Annotated in this window: 19 protein-coding genes, 1 other RNA gene and 1 pseudogene; 10 read left to right on the forward strand and 11 right to left on the reverse strand. The window is 72.5% G+C overall.

Annotated elements, in window-relative coordinates; translation table 11 throughout:
- Positions 1-123: 123 nt before the first annotated feature.
- The 3 genes and pseudogenes from ABT092_RS24355 to ABT092_RS24365 form a co-directional block, all read right to left on the reverse strand.
- Positions 124-1,071 (reverse strand): ParB N-terminal domain-containing protein, encoded by a 948-nt coding sequence (locus ABT092_RS24355; protein WP_351247314.1) that lies wholly within the window; start codon positions 1,069-1,071, stop codon positions 124-126.
- Positions 1,072-1,752: 681 nt separating this feature from the next.
- Complete coding sequence (locus ABT092_RS24360) at positions 1,753-2,772, reverse strand: XRE family transcriptional regulator (protein WP_351247355.1); 1,020 nt, start codon at positions 2,770-2,772, stop codon at positions 1,753-1,755.
- A 126-nt stretch (positions 2,773-2,898) separates the two neighbouring features.
- Positions 2,899-3,201: pseudogene (locus ABT092_RS24365) on the reverse strand (helix-turn-helix domain-containing protein); the annotation flags it as partial.
- A 344-nt stretch (positions 3,202-3,545) separates the two neighbouring features.
- Between ABT092_RS24365 and ABT092_RS24370 the strand changes: the two are divergent.
- Complete coding sequence (locus ABT092_RS24370; protein WP_351247316.1) at positions 3,546-4,487, forward strand: TauD/TfdA family dioxygenase; 942 nt, start codon at positions 3,546-3,548, stop codon at positions 4,485-4,487.
- 38 nt (positions 4,488-4,525) lie between these two features.
- Here ABT092_RS24370 and ABT092_RS24375 read toward each other — a convergent pair whose 3' ends face one another.
- Entirely contained in the window at positions 4,526-5,299 is a 774-nt protein-coding gene (locus tag ABT092_RS24375; protein WP_351247318.1) for a glycosyltransferase family 2 protein, read from the reverse strand.
- 68 nt (positions 5,300-5,367) lie between these two features.
- Between ABT092_RS24375 and ABT092_RS24380 the strand changes: the two genes are divergently transcribed.
- Positions 5,368-6,681, forward strand: a complete 1,314-nt coding sequence (locus ABT092_RS24380) for a nucleotide sugar dehydrogenase (protein WP_351247320.1) — start codon at positions 5,368-5,370, stop codon at positions 6,679-6,681.
- 102 nt (positions 6,682-6,783) lie between these two features.
- On the opposite strand, the gene rnpB is transcribed toward ABT092_RS24380, so the two are convergent.
- The 3 genes from rnpB to ABT092_RS24395 form a co-directional block, all read right to left on the reverse strand.
- Positions 6,784-7,200: RNase P RNA component class A (gene rnpB / locus ABT092_RS24385), an RNA gene on the reverse strand.
- Positions 7,201-7,235: 35 nt separating this feature from the next.
- The gene (locus ABT092_RS24390) at positions 7,236-7,760 is read right to left on the reverse strand and encodes a TetR/AcrR family transcriptional regulator (protein ID WP_351247357.1); all 525 of its coding nucleotides are present in this window, start codon (positions 7,758-7,760) and stop codon (positions 7,236-7,238) included.
- A 79-nt stretch (positions 7,761-7,839) separates the two neighbouring features.
- Complete coding sequence (locus ABT092_RS24395) at positions 7,840-8,292, reverse strand: DUF4260 family protein (protein ID WP_351247322.1); 453 nt, start codon at positions 8,290-8,292, stop codon at positions 7,840-7,842.
- 127 nt (positions 8,293-8,419) lie between these two features.
- Between ABT092_RS24395 and ABT092_RS24400 the strand changes: the two genes are divergently transcribed.
- Together ABT092_RS24400 and ABT092_RS24405 are read left to right on the forward strand one after the other, a co-directional pair.
- The gene (locus ABT092_RS24400; RefSeq protein ID WP_351247324.1) at positions 8,420-9,238 is read left to right on the forward strand and encodes a MerR family transcriptional regulator; all 819 of its coding nucleotides are present in this window, start codon (positions 8,420-8,422) and stop codon (positions 9,236-9,238) included.
- Between the two features lie 62 nt (positions 9,239-9,300).
- The gene (locus ABT092_RS24405) at positions 9,301-9,984 is read left to right on the forward strand and encodes a hypothetical protein (RefSeq protein WP_351247326.1); all 684 of its coding nucleotides are present in this window, start codon (positions 9,301-9,303) and stop codon (positions 9,982-9,984) included.
- Between the two features lie 69 nt (positions 9,985-10,053).
- On the opposite strand, the gene ABT092_RS24410 is transcribed toward ABT092_RS24405, so the two are convergent.
- The gene (locus ABT092_RS24410) at positions 10,054-11,451 is read right to left on the reverse strand and encodes an APC family permease (protein ID WP_351247328.1); all 1,398 of its coding nucleotides are present in this window, start codon (positions 11,449-11,451) and stop codon (positions 10,054-10,056) included.
- Between the two features lie 279 nt (positions 11,452-11,730).
- Between ABT092_RS24410 and ABT092_RS24415 the strand changes: the two genes are divergently transcribed.
- The 4 genes from ABT092_RS24415 to ABT092_RS24430 are packed head-to-tail and all read left to right on the forward strand — an operon-like array spanning position 11,731 to position 15,285.
- A complete protein-coding gene (locus ABT092_RS24415; protein WP_351247330.1) occupies positions 11,731-12,531 on the forward strand; it encodes a polysaccharide deacetylase family protein in 801 nt (266 codons plus the stop codon).
- Positions 12,528-13,370, forward strand: a complete 843-nt coding sequence (locus tag ABT092_RS24420; protein WP_351247332.1) for an SDR family NAD(P)-dependent oxidoreductase — start codon at positions 12,528-12,530, stop codon at positions 13,368-13,370. The genes ABT092_RS24415 and ABT092_RS24420 overlap by 4 nt, the downstream gene beginning before the upstream one ends.
- Positions 13,367-14,101, forward strand: coding sequence for an SDR family NAD(P)-dependent oxidoreductase (locus ABT092_RS24425; protein ID WP_351247334.1), 735 nt, complete (start codon positions 13,367-13,369; stop codon positions 14,099-14,101). Before ABT092_RS24420 ends, ABT092_RS24425 begins: the two co-directional genes overlap by 4 nt.
- The gene (locus tag ABT092_RS24430) at positions 14,098-15,285 is read left to right on the forward strand and encodes a C45 family autoproteolytic acyltransferase/hydrolase (protein ID WP_351247336.1); all 1,188 of its coding nucleotides are present in this window, start codon (positions 14,098-14,100) and stop codon (positions 15,283-15,285) included. The genes ABT092_RS24425 and ABT092_RS24430 overlap by 4 nt, the downstream gene beginning before the upstream one ends.
- A gap of 78 nt (positions 15,286-15,363) precedes the next feature.
- Here the strand turns inward: ABT092_RS24430 and ABT092_RS24435 are convergent, their stop codons facing one another.
- Positions 15,364-17,070: an ABC transporter substrate-binding protein gene (locus ABT092_RS24435; protein ID WP_351247337.1), complete on the reverse strand. Its 1,707-nt coding sequence runs from the start codon at positions 17,068-17,070 to the stop codon at positions 15,364-15,366.
- A gap of 197 nt (positions 17,071-17,267) precedes the next feature.
- Here ABT092_RS24435 and yaaA point away from each other — a divergent pair, with 197 nt between their 5' ends.
- Both yaaA and eda read left to right on the forward strand, forming a co-directional pair.
- Positions 17,268-18,068: a peroxide stress protein YaaA gene (gene yaaA, locus ABT092_RS24440; protein ID WP_351247359.1), complete on the forward strand. Its 801-nt coding sequence runs from the start codon at positions 17,268-17,270 to the stop codon at positions 18,066-18,068.
- A gap of 64 nt (positions 18,069-18,132) precedes the next feature.
- Entirely contained in the window at positions 18,133-18,777 is a 645-nt protein-coding gene (gene eda / locus ABT092_RS24445) for a bifunctional 4-hydroxy-2-oxoglutarate aldolase/2-dehydro-3-deoxy-phosphogluconate aldolase (protein ID WP_351247339.1), read from the forward strand.
- Positions 18,778-18,805: 28 nt separating this feature from the next.
- Here the strand turns inward: eda and ABT092_RS24450 are convergent, their stop codons facing one another.
- Entirely contained in the window at positions 18,806-20,107 is a 1,302-nt protein-coding gene (locus ABT092_RS24450) for a bifunctional RNase H/acid phosphatase (RefSeq protein WP_351247361.1), read from the reverse strand.
- Between the two features lie 22 nt (positions 20,108-20,129).
- Positions 20,130-20,825 carry a zinc ribbon domain-containing protein gene (locus ABT092_RS24455; RefSeq protein ID WP_351247363.1) on the reverse strand — a complete coding sequence of 232 codons (696 nt, stop codon included), beginning with the start codon at positions 20,823-20,825 and terminating at the stop codon, positions 20,130-20,132.
- Between the last annotated feature and the right edge of the window lie 36 nt (positions 20,826-20,861).

Raw genomic sequence — 20,861 nt, forward strand, 5'->3', positions numbered from 1 at the left:
CCGTGGCCCCACCCCGGTGTCCGGCCCCGCCGAACGGGGCCGGACACCGGGGTGGCGGACCGGCGCGCCACGGGCCGTCCGAGTGTGCGGTTTGCGCACTTGGACACCGCGGCCGGCCGGGGGTCAGCCGGTCCGGACGACATCCTCCTGCACCCGCACCGCGAAGTCGGACCAGAGACTGGCGAACTGCCGGGCGAGGTCGGCGACCAGGTCGCGGCAGTGCGGCGGGACGTTGTCGATGATGGCGTCCCACTCCTCGTTCTGGAGGGTGTGCAGGGTCAGCAGGCGCAGCAGGTTGCGACCGGTGTCGCTGAACCGCAGCGCCGGATCGGCCTTCAGCCGCTTGACCAGCCCGGCCCGGTCCGGGTCCGGCACCGCCCGGCCGCGGCCCGCGGACCGTACCGGAACCAGGGGGGCGAACTCCCCGCGGGCCCGGGGCGCCGGGTGGGCGGCGGCCGGTTCGGTCCGTCGGCCCCGCTGCCGGGGCACCAACTCCTCGCCCTTGCTGAGCCGGCTGCGCACGTCCCGCGCGGTCTCCGGGGAGATGCCCGCGGCCCGGGCCACCTGGCGCAGGGACAGCCCGGGGTTCTCGGTGAGCAGCCGCCCCGCGAGGATGCGCCCGACGCTGCCGTCCACGGGACGGAACCTGCCGTCCTGGCCGACGCGTTTGCCCACCCGTTCCGGCTCCCGCACGACCCGTCGACGGATGTCGGCCACGGTCCCCGGGGAGATGCCGGTGACCATGGCCACCTTGCGGTCGGACCATTCGGCGTGCCAGGCGATGATCCGCTCGGCGGCGCGCTTGCGGTCCGCCAGGGTCAGGGGCAGCCCGTGGGTGACGTTCAGTTGGACGGCGAGCACGAACGCCTCGGCCTCGTCGCCGTCGAAGAACCGCACGGCGATGGTGCTGCGGCCACGGAGCCGGGCCGCGTGCAGTCGGTGCGCCCCGTCGATGACCCGCATGGTCGTGCGGTGCACGGTGATCGGTGGGAGTTCGGCCCCGGCATCGGCCAAGGCGTGGACGTGCTCCGGTCTCTCCCCGTCGAGCCTCGGCGAGTCGGCTATGGTCAATGACCCCAACTCGACCTGAACGACGGGCTGTTGATCGATTCCCGCAATCTCGGGCGCCACCCCAGCTCCTCAAGAACTCGTGGTCAGGCGTTCATCTCCTGATGAGCACCCCGGCGTGCTCTTCCACCGCTTCTCTCCGTGGCGGGGCAGACTCCCGTCGGGTTCCCGGCTCTGGTGCGTCCAAGGACTCCGTCTCCCCCGCTGGAGCAGAGCATTCGGCCGCGGCGTTCGACATCCGACAGACCGAATATGCATGCAGTAGACCCCGCGAAATTAACACCGGCGTTTGCCAGCCGAAACCCCTGCGCACCCCCTGCGGCCCACCCCTACGCCGGCCCGCCCCCGAGGTGCTACGCCCCTCCGGAGTGACCCGGCCACACCGCCTTGACCTGCATCGTTGCTGGAGCGACGGCCATCCACCGTCAGCACGCCCCGAGCGCGCCACGGCGCAGCGCCCCCGGCGCGTGGACACGATCAGGCCAACGATTCGGGCCGGAGCAACCGATGGCCCGCCGGGCGCCTCCGCCCCCTTCGCCCCGGCCGGCGCACGCGCCGGCCGGAAGCCCTGCGGGGCAGACGAGTCGGGCGGTACGCCGAGGACGGTCACCACACCGCTATGACCTGTACGAAAGCCGATGGAGGGCCCTTCTTCTGATGGAGTCCACGGCAGACTCGCGAAGATCAGCTCAGTGCACCGACGCGGTTGGCGAAAGCACGGACGCCGGGGAGGGTGCGGTCGTGCCGCATCAGTCCGGTGACCATCGTGCGCACGGAGCCGCGACGCACTTCCTGGGGGGCGGCCCGTTCGGCGGCCAGGAGGGCCCGGTAGCAGCGGTCGGGCTTGCTCCATTGTTCGAAGGAGCGGGCGACGTCGATCCAGTACCGGGCCTGGCGTTCGGGAGTGGGCAGTCGGCGGACATCGACCTCTCGGGCGTGTTCGATCGCCCGTCCGGCGTCACCCAGAAGGTGACTGATGGAAATCCGGTGCAGGAGAACCTGGCTGGGCCCGAAGAAGGCGGTGCCGGACTCCCCGTCGCGCCCCAGCCGGACGGCCTTGCTCTCCGCTTCGGTGATCAGTTCCCGGGCCGCATGCCGGTCCCCTTGTTTGGCCGCGGTGTACGCGGCGGTGGCGTACAGATTGCCCTGGACGGACAGGCGTTCGGTCTCCGGTGCGATGTGATCCTCAGTCAGCCGCTGCGCTGCGGCCACGGCGACTTCGGTGGCGCGTGCGTAATGGCCCTGCCGTCGCCAGGAGCTGGATACCATGCGGTGCGCCTCGGCGACGGTCAGGGCTCCCGCACCGGACAGAGCGGCTGTCAGTGCCCGGTCGGCGGTGACGGCAGCCAGGCCGTCCTCGCCGAGCTTGATGCACAGCCGGGTGGCCGTGTTGTACAGCTTGGCGACGGAGGTCGCGGACTGTTCGGCCGCCCCTTGCCGACCCAGGGCCTGGGCCAGGGCGATACGGGCAGGCAGCGCACGGGCGAGGGCATCGTAGTGGCAGGTCCCGAACTCCCGCTGGGAAGCGGCGAGGGCTGCAGCCACCGACTTCGGGGTGGGTTCGACACCGACGGACGGTCCGTCCCGGTGCAGGAGCAGATCCTCCAGCCCGGACAAGGTCGCCCGGGACGAGGCCGGAGCCGGGCCGAGAACCGTGCTCGCGGTGGTCGTGGCCAGCCCGGCCAGGAGATTCCGGCGTCGCACTGAGTCCTCACCCTCTTCGCCTGACGGCGGTGTTCCGTCCACCCTAGTTGCCGGGCCGGGTGGGTGGACGGCCGACTCGTACACCCCGGGCGGGGTGTGTCGCGGGGCGAGACCGAGCAGTTGGGGCGGGATGCCGAGCACTTCCGCGATGCGCCGTAACAGGACCATGTCCCGCATCGGCTGTTTGCCCCGCTCCATGCGGGAAATCGAAGCCGCCGTGTATCCGGTCGCTGCCCCCAACTCGGTCTGGGTCAGCTCAGCCGCGAGACGTGCCAGCCTGACGACAGCACCAGGATTGTCCCGGGCTACGACCTCCCTCATCGAGGGTGCGTGCCGGATCGGGCGTACGTCGTCCAACGCCACGGTTCCCCTCCTTCCGCCACCGGGATTGTCGCGCCGACACCCTTCGGAACGCGAGTTCTTGCACATCGCTTACACGGGGTGCAATCCGCTTGCACGCCGCCCCGACGCTCCTTCCCTCACGCGCTGGCCGACGCTTTCCTTCCCTCACCGGCAGCTCGGGATCCGGGCCGTCCATCAGGGAGGCACGACACGGTGCGTGCACTGTTTCCACTCAACGCCGAGACCGCTGAACGACCTTCGGGCGAACTGGAGCTTGGTCGATCCCCGCCGCACTGTGGTGCCGTGCGTCGCCGGTGAGGAGGGCTCGCGCCCCCGCACCCGACGAACGTTCGCAACACGCTTTGGCCAACGACCATCAGGGCGAGCAATGCTTCGGCAGCCGACCGAAGTGAATCCGCAGAAGGGACCACATGATGTCCGAGATCATGGATGCCGACCGGGACGGCTTCGTCGACCTGCCGAGGGAACTGGAAGGGAATCTGATCGAGATCGGAAGCAGGCTTCCTTCTTGGAACACAGAAGGCTCCTTTCTGGCATGTTCCACGATCGAGTGGTATCGAGCCGAAATGGAGTCAGCTCCGCTATTCGATGAATTCAGGGATTCGCTTCTCACCGTGCTGAACGGAACGACTGGCGGATACGCGGTGGTGCGACTGGGGAACATTGCCCGGACGCTGGGGGTCGGGGAGCATCTTCTACGGTTGGCAACAGCAATTCTCACCGAGGTGGCGATCCCCTTCCAGCCTTTCCGGCGGTGGCCGCTGTGGAAGGAAATCGGAACGAACCTCGATGCCAACCCCGGCCTGTCCACCGGTACGGGCTACAACGCATTCCACATGGACCTGGTCAACGCGACCCAGCCGCCGGACTACACCACGCTTCTGTGCGTCCGACCCGACCCGCTCGGGGCCGGCGCGAGCATCCTCTCCAACGCTCGGGAGGCCGTAGCGCGGCTGACGCCATCGAGTCGCGCTCTCTTGGCCGACATGGCGTACAGCTACGGAGGCTTCTTCGACCTGTCCGACGTGGGCGAGGAGTACAAGCCGTTTCCCGTCCTGGACGGCGAGTCCGAGGACTCCGGGTTCGTCCGGTTCACGGCCAAGATGCTCATCGAGTCCGGACTCGATGAGGCACACGCCTGCGCTGCCAGGGAACTCGCAGACCAGATGGTCGCCGGTCAGGTCACCTTCACGCTCCAGTGCGGTGACCTCTTGATCGTGAACCAGCGCCGATGGGTTCACGGCCGTGAGGCACTCGCAGACGGCCAGCACGACATCGCACCCGAGCACCGCCGCCTGCTGCTTCAGTTGTTCCTGCGTGACAGGGGCACCGCCGAACCGGGTACCGCGTAGGTCGGCGGTGCCCCTCTGGCCGGAACCGATCGAGGGTCCTAGATCCGCGAGTTGCGCAGCGACTGCCACGCAGCGCCAGCCAGCGCCCGCGCCGACCGGGGAACCGACAGCCCCTCGTGCTCGCGGTAGAGCTCCCAGTTGTAGCGGACCAGCGACGCCTTGTTGGAGGACAACGATCCCGTCCGGTGGGACCTGTACACCGCAAGCGGCTCGGGCATTCCCCGGGCGTCAGCGCCCTCACGCATGATCGAAAGCCACAGGGCGTAGTCCTGGCGCTTCCGCATCTCCGGCATCAGCCGTGTGCCGAGAACCGTGCGGTCGTACATGGCGGTCAGAGCGCCGATGTGGTCCCGGACCAGCATCGCCCGATAGTCCACGTGCGCCCGCGCGTGGATCACGCGCCCGTTCGGGATGAAGTCGGTGCTCTCGCCATCGTCATCGGCGTCCATCTTGAAGTACGAGGTGAACGTCAGAGGCGCACTACCTGCGGCAGCAAATTCGATCTGTCGCTCAGTCTTCTCCGGAAGCCACATGTCGTCACTGTCGAGAAAGGCGACGTATTCCCCTCGGGCTCGCTCGATGGCAAGGTTCCGCGCCCGAGCAGCGCCGCCCTGTTCCGGCGCAGATCCCGGCAGGACGCGCTTGTCCTGCCGGGCGAACTCCATCAGTAGGTCCATAGATCCGTCGGATGACTTGTCGTCGGTTACCAGCAGCTCAAGGTCGCTGTGGGTCTGCGTGAGTACCGACCGAACTGCTGCGCCGAGAGTCGCTGCCGAGTTGTACACGGGCATCACGACAGAGACCAGGGGCACAGCGCTTCTCCTTGCTAGGCCACATACGACGGGCTCATTCAAGCACTGGAATCATAGTGGGAGCTGCCATGCATGTTGTTGTCACCGGTCAAGGCTATGTGGGACTGCCACTGGCCGTGCGCGCCGCGGAGGTGGGCCACCGTGTCGTCGGCTACGACGTGGACGATCGTCGGATCAATCGGCTGGCGGTCGGCGAGTCGTACGTGGAGGCCGTTCCCGCCGAGCGGCTGCGGCCGCTCCTGGACAGTGGGGCATATCTGCCCTCGGCCGAGCCCGGGGATGTGACGGGCTTCGACTTCGCAGTCATCACCGTGCCCACGCCGCTCCGGGACGGGGTACCCGACCTTTCGTACGTCGAGTCATCGGCCCGGCTGCTCGCGCAGCACCTGCGGCCCGGGGCCACTGTTGTGCTGGAGTCGACCACCTACCCGGGCACCACCGAGGAGCTGCTCGCCCCGCTACTGGAAGAGGGCTCCGGTCTGAGGGTGGGCGAGGACTTCCACCTCGGCTACAGCCCCGAGCGGATCGACCCGGGCAACCCCCGGTGGCGGCTGGAGAACACCCCGAAGGTGGTCTCCGGCACCACAACCGATGGCCTGGCCACGGTGGAAGGCTTCTATGGGCAGTTGGTCGAGCGTACGGTCCCGGTCTCCTCCTGCAAGGAGGCCGAACTGACCAAACTGCTGGAGAACACCTTCCGGCACGTGAACATCGCCCTGGTGAACGAGCTTGCCGTGTTCGCGTATGACCTCGGCATCGACCTCTGGGAAGCGATCGACGCCGCGTCCACCAAGCCCTTCGGCTTCCTTCGCTTCACGCCCGGTCCGGGGGTAGGCGGGCACTGTCTGCCGATCGACCCCTCATACCTGTCCTGGCGGGTCGAGCGAGCGCTCGGCCGGCCCTTCCGCTTCGTGGAGCTGGCCAACGACGTCAACAGCCACATGCCCGACCATGTGGTCCGCCGCCTCGGCGAGGCCCTCAACGCGCGGAGGCTCTCGGTGAAGGGCTCGCGGGTGCTCCTGCTCGGTCTCGCATACAAGAAGAACACCGGAGACGCGCGGGAGACGCCGACAGCACGGGTCGCCGAACTACTGACCCGGATGGGCGCCGAGGTCCGGGTCGCCGACCCGCACGTGGTGGCCGGGGCGCACGACCCCGAACAGGTCGCCCTGGGACGACGAGCGGCCGAGCACGACCGGTACGCCGACCCGCTCACCACTCTTCTTCGAACCGAGGCGACGCCGGAGGAGCTGACCGCGGCCGACGCGGTGGTGCTGCTCGTCGACCATGACGAATTCGACCACGAGGCGGTGAAACTGTACGCCCGATACGTACTGGACTGCCGGAACCGGCTTTCCGGCCCGAACGTCGACGCGCTGTGAGCGCGGGCTCCGAAACAGTGTGCACCGAGGCCGAGGCGAGCCTCCGGATACCCGAAGATGTCCCCCCGACCTGCGCATGCGCCGGCCAGCAGCCCCGGGCGGCAGACGAGTCGGGCTATAAGCCGGGTTCTGTACCCCGGGACCTCGCGGTCGTCGGGGCGACGGCCATCCATCTAGGACCGGTGTTGCCACCGGCCTCGTGCGGTCTACCCGCGGACTCGGGCGGGCAGCCCTCGAACGTCCGCGCAGGAGTGCCGCCCCTCAGGGGAGGCGCTCCCTCTTGACCTTGCTCCGGGTGGGGTTTACCTAGCCGCCTGGGTCGCCCCAGGCGCTGGTGGTCTCTTACACCACCGTTTCACCCTTACCGGGATCCGTACGGGTACGGTCCCCGGCGGTCTGTTCTCTGTGGCACTGTCCCGCGGGTCACCCCGGGTGGCCGTTAGCCACCACCCTGCCTTGTGGAGCCCGGACGTTCCTCGGGGGCATCGGAGATGCCCACGCGGCCGTCCGCCCGGCTCGTCTGCCGTACCGGACATGCTACCCGGCCGCGCAGGTCAGCGTTCCAGGGCCCGGACGCCCGCCGTCCAGGCCGCCGGGAGGTCGGCGTCCTGCGGGAACCTGCCGTGGATCTCCAGGCTGACCATGCCGTGCGCGAAGGCCCACAGGGCGCGGGCCCGGGCCTCGTCGAAGGCGCAGGCCCGCATCAGCGGCAGCGCCGCCCGGGCCTCCAGCCCTTCGGGCAGCGCGTGGCGGGGCAGCGGGCGTTCGGTGGCGAGGAGGTAGAGGTGCGGACGGGCGAGGGCGTCCGCACGGTACGCCTCGGCGAGGGCTTCCAGGATCGAGGCGGGGCGGCCCTCCCCCGGCTCCCCGGACGCCCGGGCGAAGCGCTCCTCGGCGGCTTCCAGGGCCTCGGCGGTCGCCAGCAGCCCGAGGGCGATCACCTCGGCCTCCACCGCCGCCTTGTCGGGGAAGTGCTTGTACAACGAGGGGGCCTTGATGCCCAGGTGGTCGGCGAGGGCGCGCATGGTGAGGGCGGCCGGGCCGGACTCCGCCACCAGGGCCCGGGCGGCGAGGACGATCTCACGGGCGCGGGGGGTGAGCCGGGAGAGCGGGTCCCGCGCGCCCGGGGGGAGCTCCGCCGCCGTGTCCGCCCGCCGTTCAGCCACGCTGGAAGCCTTCCTTCGTCCGCAGTCCGTACCCGAAGGCGCGATCGTACGAGATGTGGGCGAGCCAGCCGCACAGGGCCGCGAAGACGGGTGCCCAGCCGGCGGGGGCGGCGAGGGCGTACAGGGCCGCGAGGGCGAACGGGATCGAGGCCCGGTGCGTCAGGTTGTAGTAGGGAACGGCGCGGGGCGGGAGTTGACCGCGCACCAAGCCCGCGTGCTCCCGCAGGCCCACCAGCATCGCCAGATCGGGGGCGAGGGCGAAGAACAGGGCCGCTCCCCCGGCGGACCACCCGTGGTGGACGCCTTCCCACCCGGCGAACCCGGTCCAGAACAGGGCGGCGGCGAGCCAGGCGGCACGCAGCCCGGGGGCGGGCACGGCACGGGTGCGGCCGGCAGGGGCCGGAGCGGGGGTGCGGGGCCGGGAGGCGAGGGCGAGGTGGGACACGGCGGGCTCCTTCAGCGGGCGAGGCAGCGGCTAACAGCGTTAGCCCTCCTTGAGGCTAACACCATTAGCCACCCCGAGGGGGTCTCGGCCTTGACCTTGCCGCAACGTCAGGGTTTCTCCTGGAGGCATGCGGATCGGAGAACTCGCCGCGGTCGCCGGGGTCACCCCGCGCGCCGTGCGCCACTACCACCACCTGGACCTGCTGCCCGAGCCGGAGCGCCGGCCCAACGGCTACCGCACCTACGACCTGCGGCACGCGGTGCTGCTGGCGCGCATCCGTCGGCTGACCGAGCTGGGCCTCGGGCTGGCCGAGGTCCGGGACGTGCTCACCGACGACGCGGGGCGGGAGCTGGTCGACGTGCTGACGGAGTTGGACGAGGACCTGGCCCGACAGGAACGGGCACTGGGCGAACGGCGGCGACGGGTCGCGGTGATCCTGGCCGAGGCCCGCGCCGGACGGCTGCGCGCCAACGGCCCGTTGTCCCCCGAACTCACCTCCTTGCTGGGCGAGTTGGACACGGTCGTACGCGATGCACCGCCATCCCCGATGGCGGTCAAGGACCGTGAGCTGCTCGCCCTGTTGGACACCGCGGCCACCCCGCAGGGCTCCGCCCGGCTGATCTCCGCACTGGGCGAGACGGTGCTGGCCCCCGGCGGCGCCGCCCGCGCCCACGAGGTGTACGCCCTCCTGGACGCGCTCGCCGAAGCCGCCCCCGACGACCCCCGGGTGGACGGGGCGGCGCGCGCCCTGGTCGCGTTCCTCCCCCCGGACGTGGCACGGGCGGCCCGGGCGGAAGGCCCGCAGGAGTGGCAGGGCGCCTTCGCGGAGGCCCTCTTCGCCGACTTCGCCCCGGCCCAGGCCGCCGCCGTGCGCCGGGCCATCGCCCTCCTCGCCGATACGGCCGATACGGCCGATACGGCCGACGCCACCGAGGGCCCGCGGTGAACACCACCCACCCGCACAACGGGGGGCAGCTGGACCACGGATGCACGGGAAACGGAGGGGACGTGACGGAGAACGGATCGATCGCGACGGGGGACGCCGCCCGGGACGAACGCCCCTGCCCGGCGGCGCCGGCGGCGGACGAGGGCCGGGTACCGGGGACGTTCGGACGGACGGCCCGCCACGAGGTGCGGGTCCTGGCCTCCTACGTCCGGTGGCTGGGCCGCCGGCCACAGGGGATCGGGGCCGGGGACCGTCCCTTCGGCTACGCACGGGGCCAGGCGGCCATGGTGTACGGCATCGCCTTCGCCTGCCTGGTCGAGACCGTGGGCCTGGTGTACCTGCTGCGGGAGCACCCCGTGGCCCATGCGGTCGTGCTGGTGCTGGACGTGTACACGGTGGTCATGGTCCTGGGGCTCCAGGCCGCGGCCGTCGCCCGCCCGCACGTGCTCTCCGACGAGGCGCTGCGGGTGCGCCGGGGGGCCGCGCTGGACGTGCGGGTTCCGCGGGCGGAGGTCGTCGCCGTGCACCGGAGGTTGCGGACCTCGGACCGTCCCGAGCCCGGCGAGCTGTCGGTGGACGTCGGGGCGATCACCAACGTCACCCTGGAGCTCGGCGCACCGCTGACCCGCACCACCCTGTTCGGGCGGGTGGAACGCTTCTCGGTCGTCCACCTGTACGCAGAGGAGCCGGACGACCTCGTCCGTGCGCTGCGGTCCGGCCCCGGCCCGGGACCCGCCGCGGGCTGAGCCGAACGCGCCGCGGCGCCCGGCAGGAACGGGGGTCCGGCCGGGCGCCGCGGTGTTCGAGGGGGCGCCTCAGACGACCGGGCTGGAGTCGCGGGGTGCGCCCGGGACGGCGGGGGTGACGTCCTCGTCCTCCATGCCCATGTGCAGCTCGGGCGGGCGTCGGGTGAAGAACCGGGTGGTGATGGCGAGGAGGACCACCCCGACCGCCATCCACACCAGGCCGACCACGAAGGTCTCCCCGGTCAGACTGGTCCACAGCCAGACCGTGCTGGCGAAGCCCAGGCCGGGCAGCAGGCCGTTGACGAGCAGGGAGCGAGGGGTGAGGGTGCGGTCCCGACCGAAGAGGTAGTGCTTGATCACGCTCAGGTTGACCATCGAGAACGCGGCCAGCGCACCGAAGTTGATCATGACCACGGCCTGGTCGAGGGTGAGGAACACGGAGAGCAGGGCGACCGCGGAGACCGCGACCAGGGCGCCGACCGGGGTGCCGAAGCGGGGGCTGAGCCGGCCGAAGACCCGCTTCGGCAGCAGCCCGTCGCGTCCCATCGAGAAGATGATCCGCGAGACGCTGGCCTGGGAGACCATCGCCGAGCCGATGCAGCCCATCACGTAGACGGCGGTGAACGCCGAACTCATGGCCGAGCCGCCGACCGTGCTCATCAGCTCCGCGCCCGCCGAGTCAGCGTTGGTGAAGTCGTTGTCGGGGCGGACCAGCGCGCCCACCCAGGCCACCAGGATGAACAGCCCGCCGCCGATCGCGGTGGTGAGGATGATCCCGAGCGGGACGGTCCGGCGCGGGTTGTGGGCCTCCTCCGCGAGGGTGGACACCGCGTCGAAGCCGAGGAAGCTCAGGGCGAGGATGGCGGCGCCGCCCGCCAGCAGCCCCCACTGGTCGGAGGCCGGGACGAAGGAGTCGAACAGCTCGCCGGCCGGGACGTTGGACTTGGCGCCGGCCAGACCCACGAACAGGGCCAGCAGCAGGGCCGTCACGCCCATCACGATCGCGGTGACCTTGCTGACGAACTTCACGCCCACCACGTTGAACACCAGCACCAGCAGGAGCGCGGCCACGCTCCACACGCCCTGCGGGACGCCCGGGAACTGCGCGTGCAGGTAGATGCCGGCGAGGAGGAACGACACCATGGGCAGGAACAGGTAGTCGAGCATCAGGGTCCAGCCGGTCAGGAACCCGACATGGCCGCCGAACACCTTCTGTGAGTACTTGTAAGCGGAACCCGCCGTCGGGAAACTCCGCACCATGCGCCCGTAACTGTGCGCGGTCAGCAGCATGACCGAGAGCGCCAATACGTAGGCAGCCGGAAGATGGCCGCCGGTTTCGGCACCCACGATTCCGTACGTCGTGAAAACGGCCACCGGAGACATATAGGTGAGGCCGAAAAGAACGATCGCGGGCAACCGCAGCACCCTGTTGAGCTGGGGCGCTTTCTCCGTCGTGGTACTGGACACCGGCTCGTTTCCTCTCCGCGCCCGTCGGTTCAACGGGGGTTCCATCGATTCCCGAAGGGTGGCAAAACCGCGGCGGGTCGGACATACGCATCTGTACGTATGGCGCGGCGGCCCCCCGACCGCCCCGGTGCGGGGGGCGCCGTCGAGGGCACGGCACATACGTAATCTTACGGAGTTCGCCGTGCGACCTGGGTCGATACCGTGTTCAGCAACGTGGCCGCCCCGCTCCCGAGGGAGCGTGCGGTGGCGGCCCGGCGAGCGAGCGGAAGGACCCCGTACATGTGGCCAGTGGGCTGTGACGCGGCAATGGCGGTGACCGTCGACTTCGACGCCGAGGAATTGTGGCTCGCCGAGGACCCGGCGAACGCCGCCCGTCCCGGAGTCCTCTCCCAGGCCCGGTACGGCGCGCGGACCGCCGTTCCCCAACTCCTGGAAGTCTTCGAAAGCCTCGACATTCCCGCGACGTTCTTCGTCTGCGGCGGAGATGCCGTACGCCATCCGGAGATCCTGGAATCCGTCGTCGCCCACGGACACGAGATCGGCCATCACGGATACACACATCGTTCGCCGCACCTCATGTCCCGCGAAGAAGAGGAATCAGAACTCGTCCGAGGAATCGAGGTCCTGCGACCGATCGCCGGCGAGGTGCACGGATACCGTTCGCCGTCCTGGGACATCAGCGCGAACACCCTGGACCTGTTGGTCGCCCACGGCTTCTCCTACGCGTCGAACATGATGGACGCCGTGCGCCCCTACACCCACCCCGAGCACGAGCTGGTGGAGATCCCCGTGCACTGGTCGCTGGACGACGCCCCGCACTTCTGGTTCGACGCGACGAGTTGGAACAAGACGATGCGGTCGGCACGGGAGGTGGCCGAGGTGTGGACCGAGGAGACCGAGGCCATCCACGCCGCGGGCGGCCTGGTCACCCTGACCGTGCACCCGCAGATCATCGGGCGCCCCGGCCGGCTGCGGATGCTGACCGAGTTCCTGACCCGGGTGCGCGCCGACTCGGGCGTCTGGTTCGCCCGCGGCCGGGAGATCGCGGACGCGGCGCGCCGGGCCGCGGTGCCGGCATGAAGGGGGTGAACGGCATGGACGGCATGGACGGTGCGAGCGTCCCGCACCGGGCGGACGCCGCCGGCCGGCGGCGGAGCGCCCTGGTCACCGGGGCGGCCCGGGGCATCGGGCGGGCCGTCGCCGAGCGGCTGCTGGCCGACGGCTGGAACGTCCTGCTCGCCGACGTCGACCCCGAGGTGGAGGCGACGGCCCGCCGGCTCGACCCGAGCGGGCGGCACGCCGTCGCCGTGGTCGCCGACGTGACGCGGACCGGGCCGGACGCCGGCGCCGAGCGGATGGCGGCCCGGGCGGTCGAGGCGTTCGGCTCCCTGGACGCCCTGGTGGCCAACGCGGCCGTGGGCGGGCCGGACACCCCGCTGTTGGAGACCCCGGACGAGGCCGTCCGGCAGGTCTTCGAGATCAACTTCTTCGGGGTGCTGCGCTGCGCCCGGGCCGTCGCCCCGCTGCTGGGGCGGGGCGGGGAGCGCGGGCGGATCGTGGTGCTCGGTTCGCTGTTCGCCCAGACCCCGACGCCCGGGGCCGGCGCCTACAGCGCGTCCAAGGCGGCCGTGCAGTCGCTGATGACGACGCTGGCGGTGGAGCTGGCCGCGGTGGCCACGGTCAACTCGGTGGCGCCCGGCTACATCATGACCGAGATGCACCGCGAGGAACTCGCCGCCCGGGCCCGCCGCAGCGGGCGCAGCCCCGACGAGGAGCGGCGGCTGGTGGCCGCGGACGTCCCGCTGGGCCGGCACGGCACGGGGGCCGACGTCGCGGACGCCGTCCACTTCCTGCTCTCCGGCGCCGACTACGTCACGGGCCAGACCATCAACGTCAACGGAGGAGTGCTCCCCTCATGAGCGACACGTCCACCACCCCGCGCCGGCTGGTCGTCACCGGCGCCGGCTCCGGCATCGGCCGCGCGACCGCCGACCTCGCGCACGACGCGGGCTGGTCCGTCGTCGGTCTCGACCTGCGGCCCGACGGGGACGCCCGGTACCCGGTGCTGGCGTGCGACGTCGGCGACGAGGAGTCGGTGCGGGAGGCGTTCGCGGGGGTGGACCGGCTCTGGGCCGGGGCCGCCCCGGACGCCCTGGTGCACTGCGCGGGCGTCTACCGCTTCGCACCGGCGGTCGCGACCGGCGCCGCCGACTGGGACGCGGTGGTGGGACTGAACGCCCGCGGTTCGCTGTTGGTGGCCGCGGCGGCGGGCCGACGGATGGTCGCCCAGGGGGGCGGCAGCGTGACCCTGCTGTCCTCGATCGCGGCGGCCCGCGGCGACGCGGGCGAGCCCAGTGCCGCGTACAGCGCCAGCAAGGGCGCGGTCGAGGCGCTGACCCGGCAGCTCGCCGTGGAGTGGGGGCCGGACGGGGTGCGCTGCAACGCCGTGGCACCGGGGGTGATCGACACCCCGATGACCACGGTGTCCGCCGACCCGGGGGCGTTCGCGCAGGTCCTCGGGCGGATTCCGGCCCGCAGGCTGGGCACGGCGGCGGAGGTGGCACGGGTGTGCCTGTTCCTCTCCTCCGCGGACGCCTCGTACGTGAACGGCGTGGTGGTCGCGGTCGACGGCGGGCAGGGTGCGGCATGAGCGCCGGATCGCGGGCCGCCGAGGTGAGCTACGCCGAGCCCTTGGTGGTGCGGGTGCAGGGCGGGCCCCGGGAGCGGGGCCGGCAGTACGGGGCCCTCGCGCGGGAGCGGGTGCGGGCGAGCCTGGCCGCCTATGCGGAGGTGTACGCGAAGTTCGGCGGGTTGACGTGGGCCGGGGCGACCGGGCTGGCGCGGACGTTCGTGCCGGCGCTGGAGCGGTTTGAGGCCGCGGCGGTGCCGGGCGGGGCGGGCTACCTGGAGGAGATGCGGGGCATCGCCGAGGGGGCCGGGGTGGCCTTCGAGGACGTGCTGGCGTTGAACCTGCGCACCGAGATCCTGTTCTCCGGCAAGGCCCGCACGATCGCGGCGGCCGGGCGGGCGCCCGGCGGCCGTCCGCCGGCGGAGTGCACCTCCTTCTGCGACCTGCGGGGCCCGGAGCCGATCGCGGGCCAGAACTGGGACTGGATCCCGTTCTCGCACGGCACCGTGGTGGTGCTGGAGTCCGATCCGGACCGGGGACCGCGCTGGGTGTCGGTGGTGGAGGCGGGGTTGCTGGCCAAGTTCGGGATGAACGCGGCCGGGCTCACCGTCCTCACCAACGCCCTGGTGACCTCGCGGGACGTGGGTGACACGGGGGTGCCCTACCACCTGATGCTGCGGGCGCTGCTGGACGCGCCGTCGCTCGCCGCCGGGGAGCGGCTGATCAGCAGCGCGACCCGCTCGTCCTCGGCGAACTACCTGCTGGTGGAGGGGGACCGGGCGGTGGACGCGGAGACCCGTCCGGGCGGGGCGGCGGAGGTCCACCGCACGCCCGTGGAGCGCGGCGGGTTCCTGGTGCACGCCAACCACTTCCACGGGGGCGACGGGGACTTCGGCGCGCCCGGCGAGGACCTGGGCCCGCGGGTGATGCCGGATTCGCCGTTCCGTCGCGGTCGGGCGGAGTACGGGGCGGAGCTGATGCCCGAGCCGTCCCTGGCCGGGTGGCACGAGGTGCTGAGCGACCACGAGAACTTCCCGGACTCGTTGTGCTGCCACCCGGACGCCACCCAGCACCCGCTGGAGCAGGGGTCGACGGTGGCGAGCGCGGTGTTCCTGCCGGCGCGGCGGGAGATGCACCTGGCGCTGGGGCATCCGTGCGCGGTGCCGCGGATCCGGTACGACTACGGGGAGTTCCTGGCGGGTTGAGCCGGGCGGGCCCCGGGCGGTGTCCCCACCGCCCGGGGCCCTCGTCGTCCGGCGGGCGCGTCCCCCCGGCCGTGCGGGTCAGGCGGGGAGGAGTTCCTGTCCGGCCGGGGAGAGCCGGTAGGTGCGGATCGGCTGGGAGAGGCTGGCGTCGCCGGACTCGTAGGGGTAGCCGGAGACGGCCTGGCCGGGCGAGGCGAACAGGTAGGTGCCGTTGACGCCCCGGTAGGCCGAGTCCCGGAGGTAGGCGCCGACCGCTTCGGGGCGCAGCGAGCCGGTGATGGAGAACGCCGCGTGCACCATGCGCACCTGGTCGTAGGCGGCGCTGGCCTGGCTGCGACCGGGCGGGACGCCGAAGGCGCGGGCGTAGCGTTCGCTGAAGCGCAGGCCCAGCGGGTCGTCGGGGCGGCCGGTGACGGTGGACCAGAAGACCTGTCCCCCGCGGTGCTCGATCCGACGGGCGAAGCCCGGCACGGACGGGGTGTAGATGTGGTAGGTCCGTTGGTGGGGGCTGTGCCGGGTGAGCGCGTTCTGGATCGCCGCGGAGGTCTCCACGCTGAGGTGGGAGACGACGACCAGTTCGGGGCGGTCGGCGAGGACCTCCTTGACCAGGTCGTCCACGGAGTCGACGGTCAGGCCGACCCGGTGGGTGGAGGCCACCGTCCACCCGGCCTCGTCCAGTCGGGAGGTGAAGGTGTCGTCGGTGATCGCGCAGCCGTAGCCGTCGAGTTCCACGACGGCCAGCCGGGGGGTGCCGGCGGCGGGGTGGTCCCGGAGGTGGGCGAGGAGCGCGGACTGGTAGGCGGTCTCCGAGGGGCAGGTCTGGAAGACGTGCCCGAAGCGGCGGGGGTCGGCGCGCACCGCGTCCACGCTGCGGGTCCAGGTGTTGGTGTGCAGGAAGGGCCGTCCGAAGTCGGCGGCGAACTCGAAGACGGCCGGGGACAGGGCGCTGACGTAGCTGCTGGTGACGGCGTCCACGTCGGCTTCGGCGAGTTCGGTCAGTGCGTCCTCGACCGATCCGGGGTCGAAGGGGTCGATGTGCACGGTGAGGTGCTCGACGGACCGGCCGTGGTCGTGGCGGAGCGCGTTGATGTCGCGGACGGCGAGGGCGGCGCCGCGGGCGGACTCCCGTCCGTCGGCGGCGAACGCCCCGGCGACGACGACGGTGCCGATCCGGACGGTGGGGCGCGGGGCGCGGCCCGGGGCGGCGGTGGCGGGGCGGCTGCGCCGGGCGAGGGGGACGGCGGTGGCGGTGGCGGCGTGCCGTTCGATGTCGAGGACGCGGATGCCGGAGCGGTGCTCGACCCCGCCGGGGATGGGCAGCCGGATGAGGTCGCGGTCCACGGCGAGGGCGCCGAGTCCGGCCCGGGAGTCCTGGCCGAGCTTCTTCAGCAGCCGTTCGACCTGGGTGGTGACGGTGCGGATGCTGGTGCCGAGGCGGCTGGAGACCTCCCGGTTGGAGAGTCCGAGGGCGACCAGCGAGATGATGTCGATCTCGCGGGCGGTGAGGCCGGCGGGCGGTCCCGGCAGCGGCCGGGTGCGCAGGGTGATGACGGGTTCTTCCTGGATCGGGGTGCGCAGGTCGAGGTGGCACAGCAGCCACTGGCCGTCCTCGCACCACAGGAAGCGGGCGTCGGTGAGTCCCGCGGCGTGGAAGCCGGCGACGCGTCGTAGCAGGGCGGGGCCGGGGCCCTCGGGGGCGGGGGGCGACGACGGGGCGTCGGGGTCGGTCGCGAGGGTGATGTCCCAGGACTCCTCCCGCGACGGTGGGGGCTGCGGTGACGGCACGGTCCTCCTCCTTTCGCCCGGTGGCGGGCGCGGACGCCGACCGTTGTGGCAAAACCCCCGCCTTTGCACCATAAACGGTCGGTGGGGTGTGCGGCCAGGGACGTTCGCCCCTGGCCGAGCGGGGCGGCCGGAGCGCCGGGCGGGGACGGCTTAGGCTGGTCGGGCCGACCGGCCCCCGTCGCCCCTTGGAGATGCTCGTGCTCGTGCTGTTGCCGCCGTCCGAAGGCAAGGCCGCCGCAGGTCGGGGGGCGCCGTTGAAGGCGGAGGGGCTGTCCCTGCCGGGGTTGGCGCCGGCCCGGGAGCGGGTGCTCGACGCCTTGGTGGAGCTGTGCCTCGGGGACGGGGAACGGGCCCGGACGGTGTTGGGGCTGAGCGGGGGCCAAGGGGCGGAGGTCGCCAAGAACGCGGAGCTGCGCACGGCGGGGGCCCGGCCGGCCGGGGAACTGTACACGGGGGTGCTGTACGACGCGCTGGACCTGGGCTCGCTGGACGCGGCGGCCAAGCGGCGGGCGACCCGTTCGCTGCTGGTGTTCTCGGGGCTGTGGGGTGCGGTGCGGATCAACGACCGGATCCCGCCGTACCGGTGCGCGATGGGGGTGAAGCTGCCGGGGCTCGGGGCGCTGGGCGCGTTCTGGCGTCCGGTGACGGCCGGGGTGCTGCCCGCCGTGGCGGATCGGGGGTTGGTGCTCGACCTGCGGTCCTCGGCGTACGCGGCGGCCTGGCGTCCGGCGGGCGAGGTCGCCGGGCGGACGGCGACGGTGCGGGTGCTGCACGCGCAGGTGGTGGACGGGGTGGAGCGGCGGTCGGTGGTGAGCCACTTCAACAAGGCGACCAAGGGGCGGATCGTGCGGAGCCTGCTGGCCGCCGGGGCGGACCCGAAGGGGCCGGCCGAGTTGGTGACCGCCCTGCGGGACCTGGGGTACGTGGTGGAGGCGCAGCCGCCGGCCCGCTCGGGCGCCCCGTGGGCGCTGGACGTCGTGGTGACCGAGATCCACTGACCATCCGTTGCGCTCCATGCAACACCCTTTGCGTGGAGCGCTCGCTCAACGGCAGGATGGCGCCATGACATCCACGCAGCCCGCCGCCCCCGCCTCCGCCCTGGACCTCGCCCCCGTCATTCCGGTGGTCGTGGTGCGGGACCTCGCCGACGCCGTGCCGTTGGCCCGGGCCCTGGTCGCCGGTGGGCTGCCCGCCATCGAGGTCACCCTGCGCACCCCGGTCGCCCGGGACGCCATCGCGGCGATCGCCGAGCAGGTGCCGGAGGCCGTGGTCGGCGCGGGCACCGTGACCCGCCCGGAGCACGCGGGGGCCGCGGTCGCCGCCGGCGCCCGGTTCCTGGTCTCCCCCGGCTGGACGCCCGCCCTGCTGGACGCGATGCGCACCACCGGCGTCCCGTTCCTGCCCGGGGTCTCCACCACCTCGGAGGTCGTGGCGCTGCTGGAGCAGGGGGTCACCGACCTGAAGTTCTTCCCGGCCGAGGCCGCGGGCGGCACCGCCTACCTGAAGTCGCTGGCCGGGCCGCTGCCGCAGGCCCGCTTCTGCCCCACCGGCGGCATCGCCCTGGACAGCGCCCCCGCCTATCTGGCCCTGCCCAACGTGGCCTGCGTGGGCGGCTCCTGGATGCTGCCGGAGGCCGCGGTGCGCGCCGGCGACTGGGACCGCGTCGAGGCCCTGGCCCGCGAGGCCGCCGCGCTGGCCGCCCGCTGAGCCCCGGCCCGCCCGCGGCCGCCCCCGCTCAGGGGGTCGGGCGCAGGTGGGCCGTCTCGTTGAACAGCCGCACGCTCGCGTTGCCGTCCGTGAAGTAGGCGACGGCGGAGAGCGCCGCCGCGGAGAGTTCCATCCGGAACATCGACTCGGGCGGCGCCCCGAGGGCGAGCCGCACCAGCGTCTTGATCGGGGTGACGTGGGTGACCACCAGGACGGTGCGCCCCGCGTACCGCTCGACGAGCCGGTCCCGCCCCCGGGCGACCCGCTCGGCGACCTCCACGAAGCTCTCGCCACCGCCGGTGGGCCGGGCCTCGGGATCGGCGAGCCAGGCGTCGAGGTCCCTCGGGTGGCGCTCCCGGACCTCGCCGAAGGTGAGCCCCTCCCAGGCGCCGAAGTCGGTTTCGCGCAGGTCCTCGTCGATGCTCACGGGCAGGCCCAGCAGCTCGGCGGAGGCGCCCGCGGTCTCCCGACAGCGCCGCAGCGGTGAGGAGACCACCGCCTGGACCGTGCCGCGGGCGGCCAGCGCCCGGGCGGTGAGCGCCGCCTGCGACCGACCCACCTCGGAGAGGGCCGGGTCGGTCCCGCTCCCGCTGCCGGAGAACGCCTTGGTCGCGGTCAGCGCGGTCTCGCCGTGCCGCAGCAGCACCAGGGTCGCCGGCTGCCCCAGGTCGGCGGCGGGGCCCCAGCCGGTGACGGGCACCCGACCGGGTCGCTCCGCCGCGACGGCCAGGTTGCGGGCCGCCCGCAGGTCGGCGCGGACCTTGGTCTCCCCGGCCGACGCCGCGTCCGCTGCGGGGCGACGGCCGGCCAGGGCGGCCCGGGCCTTCGCCGCGCCCGCCGTCGCGTCCCCGGGCGTCCGCTCCGGTTCCGCGGCGGGGGAGTCGAGTGCGGCGGTGGAGGTCGACGGCGACCACTGCTCGCCCCGCTTGCCCGCGTCCATCGCCTCGTTGGCGAGCCGGTCGGCGTGCTTGTTGCGCTCGCGCGGGATCCACTCGTAGCCGACCCGACCGGCCGGGTAGACCGCGGCGGCCTCGGCGGCCAGCGGCTTCATGTCGGGGTGCTTGATCTTCCAGCGGCCCGACATCTGCTCGACGACCAGCTTGGAGTCCATCCGCACCCGCACCCGTGCGGCCGGGTCGAGGGCGTGCGCCGCGCGCAGCCCCGCGATCAGCCCCCGGTACTCGGCCACGTTGTTGGTGGCCACCCCGATGTACTCGGCGGCTTCGGCGAGGGTCTCGCCGCTCGCCGGGTCGATGACCACGGCGCCGTAACCGGCCGGCCCCGGGTTGCCCCGGGACCCGCCGTCCGCCTCGACCACGAACTCCCGCACGGAGGACGACACGTCGACGCCCCTACAGACCGGAGTCGGCGGTGCGCACCAGGATGCGTCGGCAGTTCTCGCAGCGCACCACCGCGTCCGGGGCGGCGGCCCGCACCTCGTGGAGTTCGGTGATGTTGAGCTCCAGGCGGCAGCCCTCGCAGCGGCGCTGGTAGAGGCGCGCCGCGCCGATGCCGCCCTGCTGCTCGCGCAGCTTGTCGTAGAGCTTCAGCAGGTCCGCCGGGACGGAGGCGGCGATCAGCTCGCGCTCCTTGGTCGCGGCGGCGGCCTGGGCCCGGAGTTCGCCGTCGGCGGCGTCCCGCCGGGCGGTGGCGTCGTCGACCTTGGCCTGCACGGCGGCGACCCGGTCGGTCAGTTCGGTGACCCGCTCCTGGGCCGACTCACGGCGCTCCATGACCTCCAGGACGATGTCCTCCAGGTCGCCCTGGCGCTTGGCGAGCGAGACGATCTCCCGCTGGAGGCTCTCCAGGTCCTTGGGGCTGGACACGGTGCCGGAGTCCAGGCGCTGCTGGTCCCGGGCGGCCCGCTGACGGACCTGGTCGACGTCCTGTTCGGCCTTGGTCTGTTCCCGGGCGCAGTCGCCCTCCTCGGTCTGGGAGGCGACGAGCAGGTCCTTCAGCTGGCTGAGGTCCTTGGTCAACGACTCGATCTCGGCGTGCTCCGGCAGCGACCTGCGCTTGTGCGCGAGCTGCTGGAGTCGTACGTCCAGGCCCTGGACGTCGAGGAGTCGGAGCTGGTCGGCGGG

This window comes from Streptomyces sp. NPDC002490 (genome assembly GCF_040296045.1).
In the GTDB taxonomy this organism is placed as follows: Bacteria; Actinomycetota; Actinomycetes; order Streptomycetales; family Streptomycetaceae; genus Streptomyces.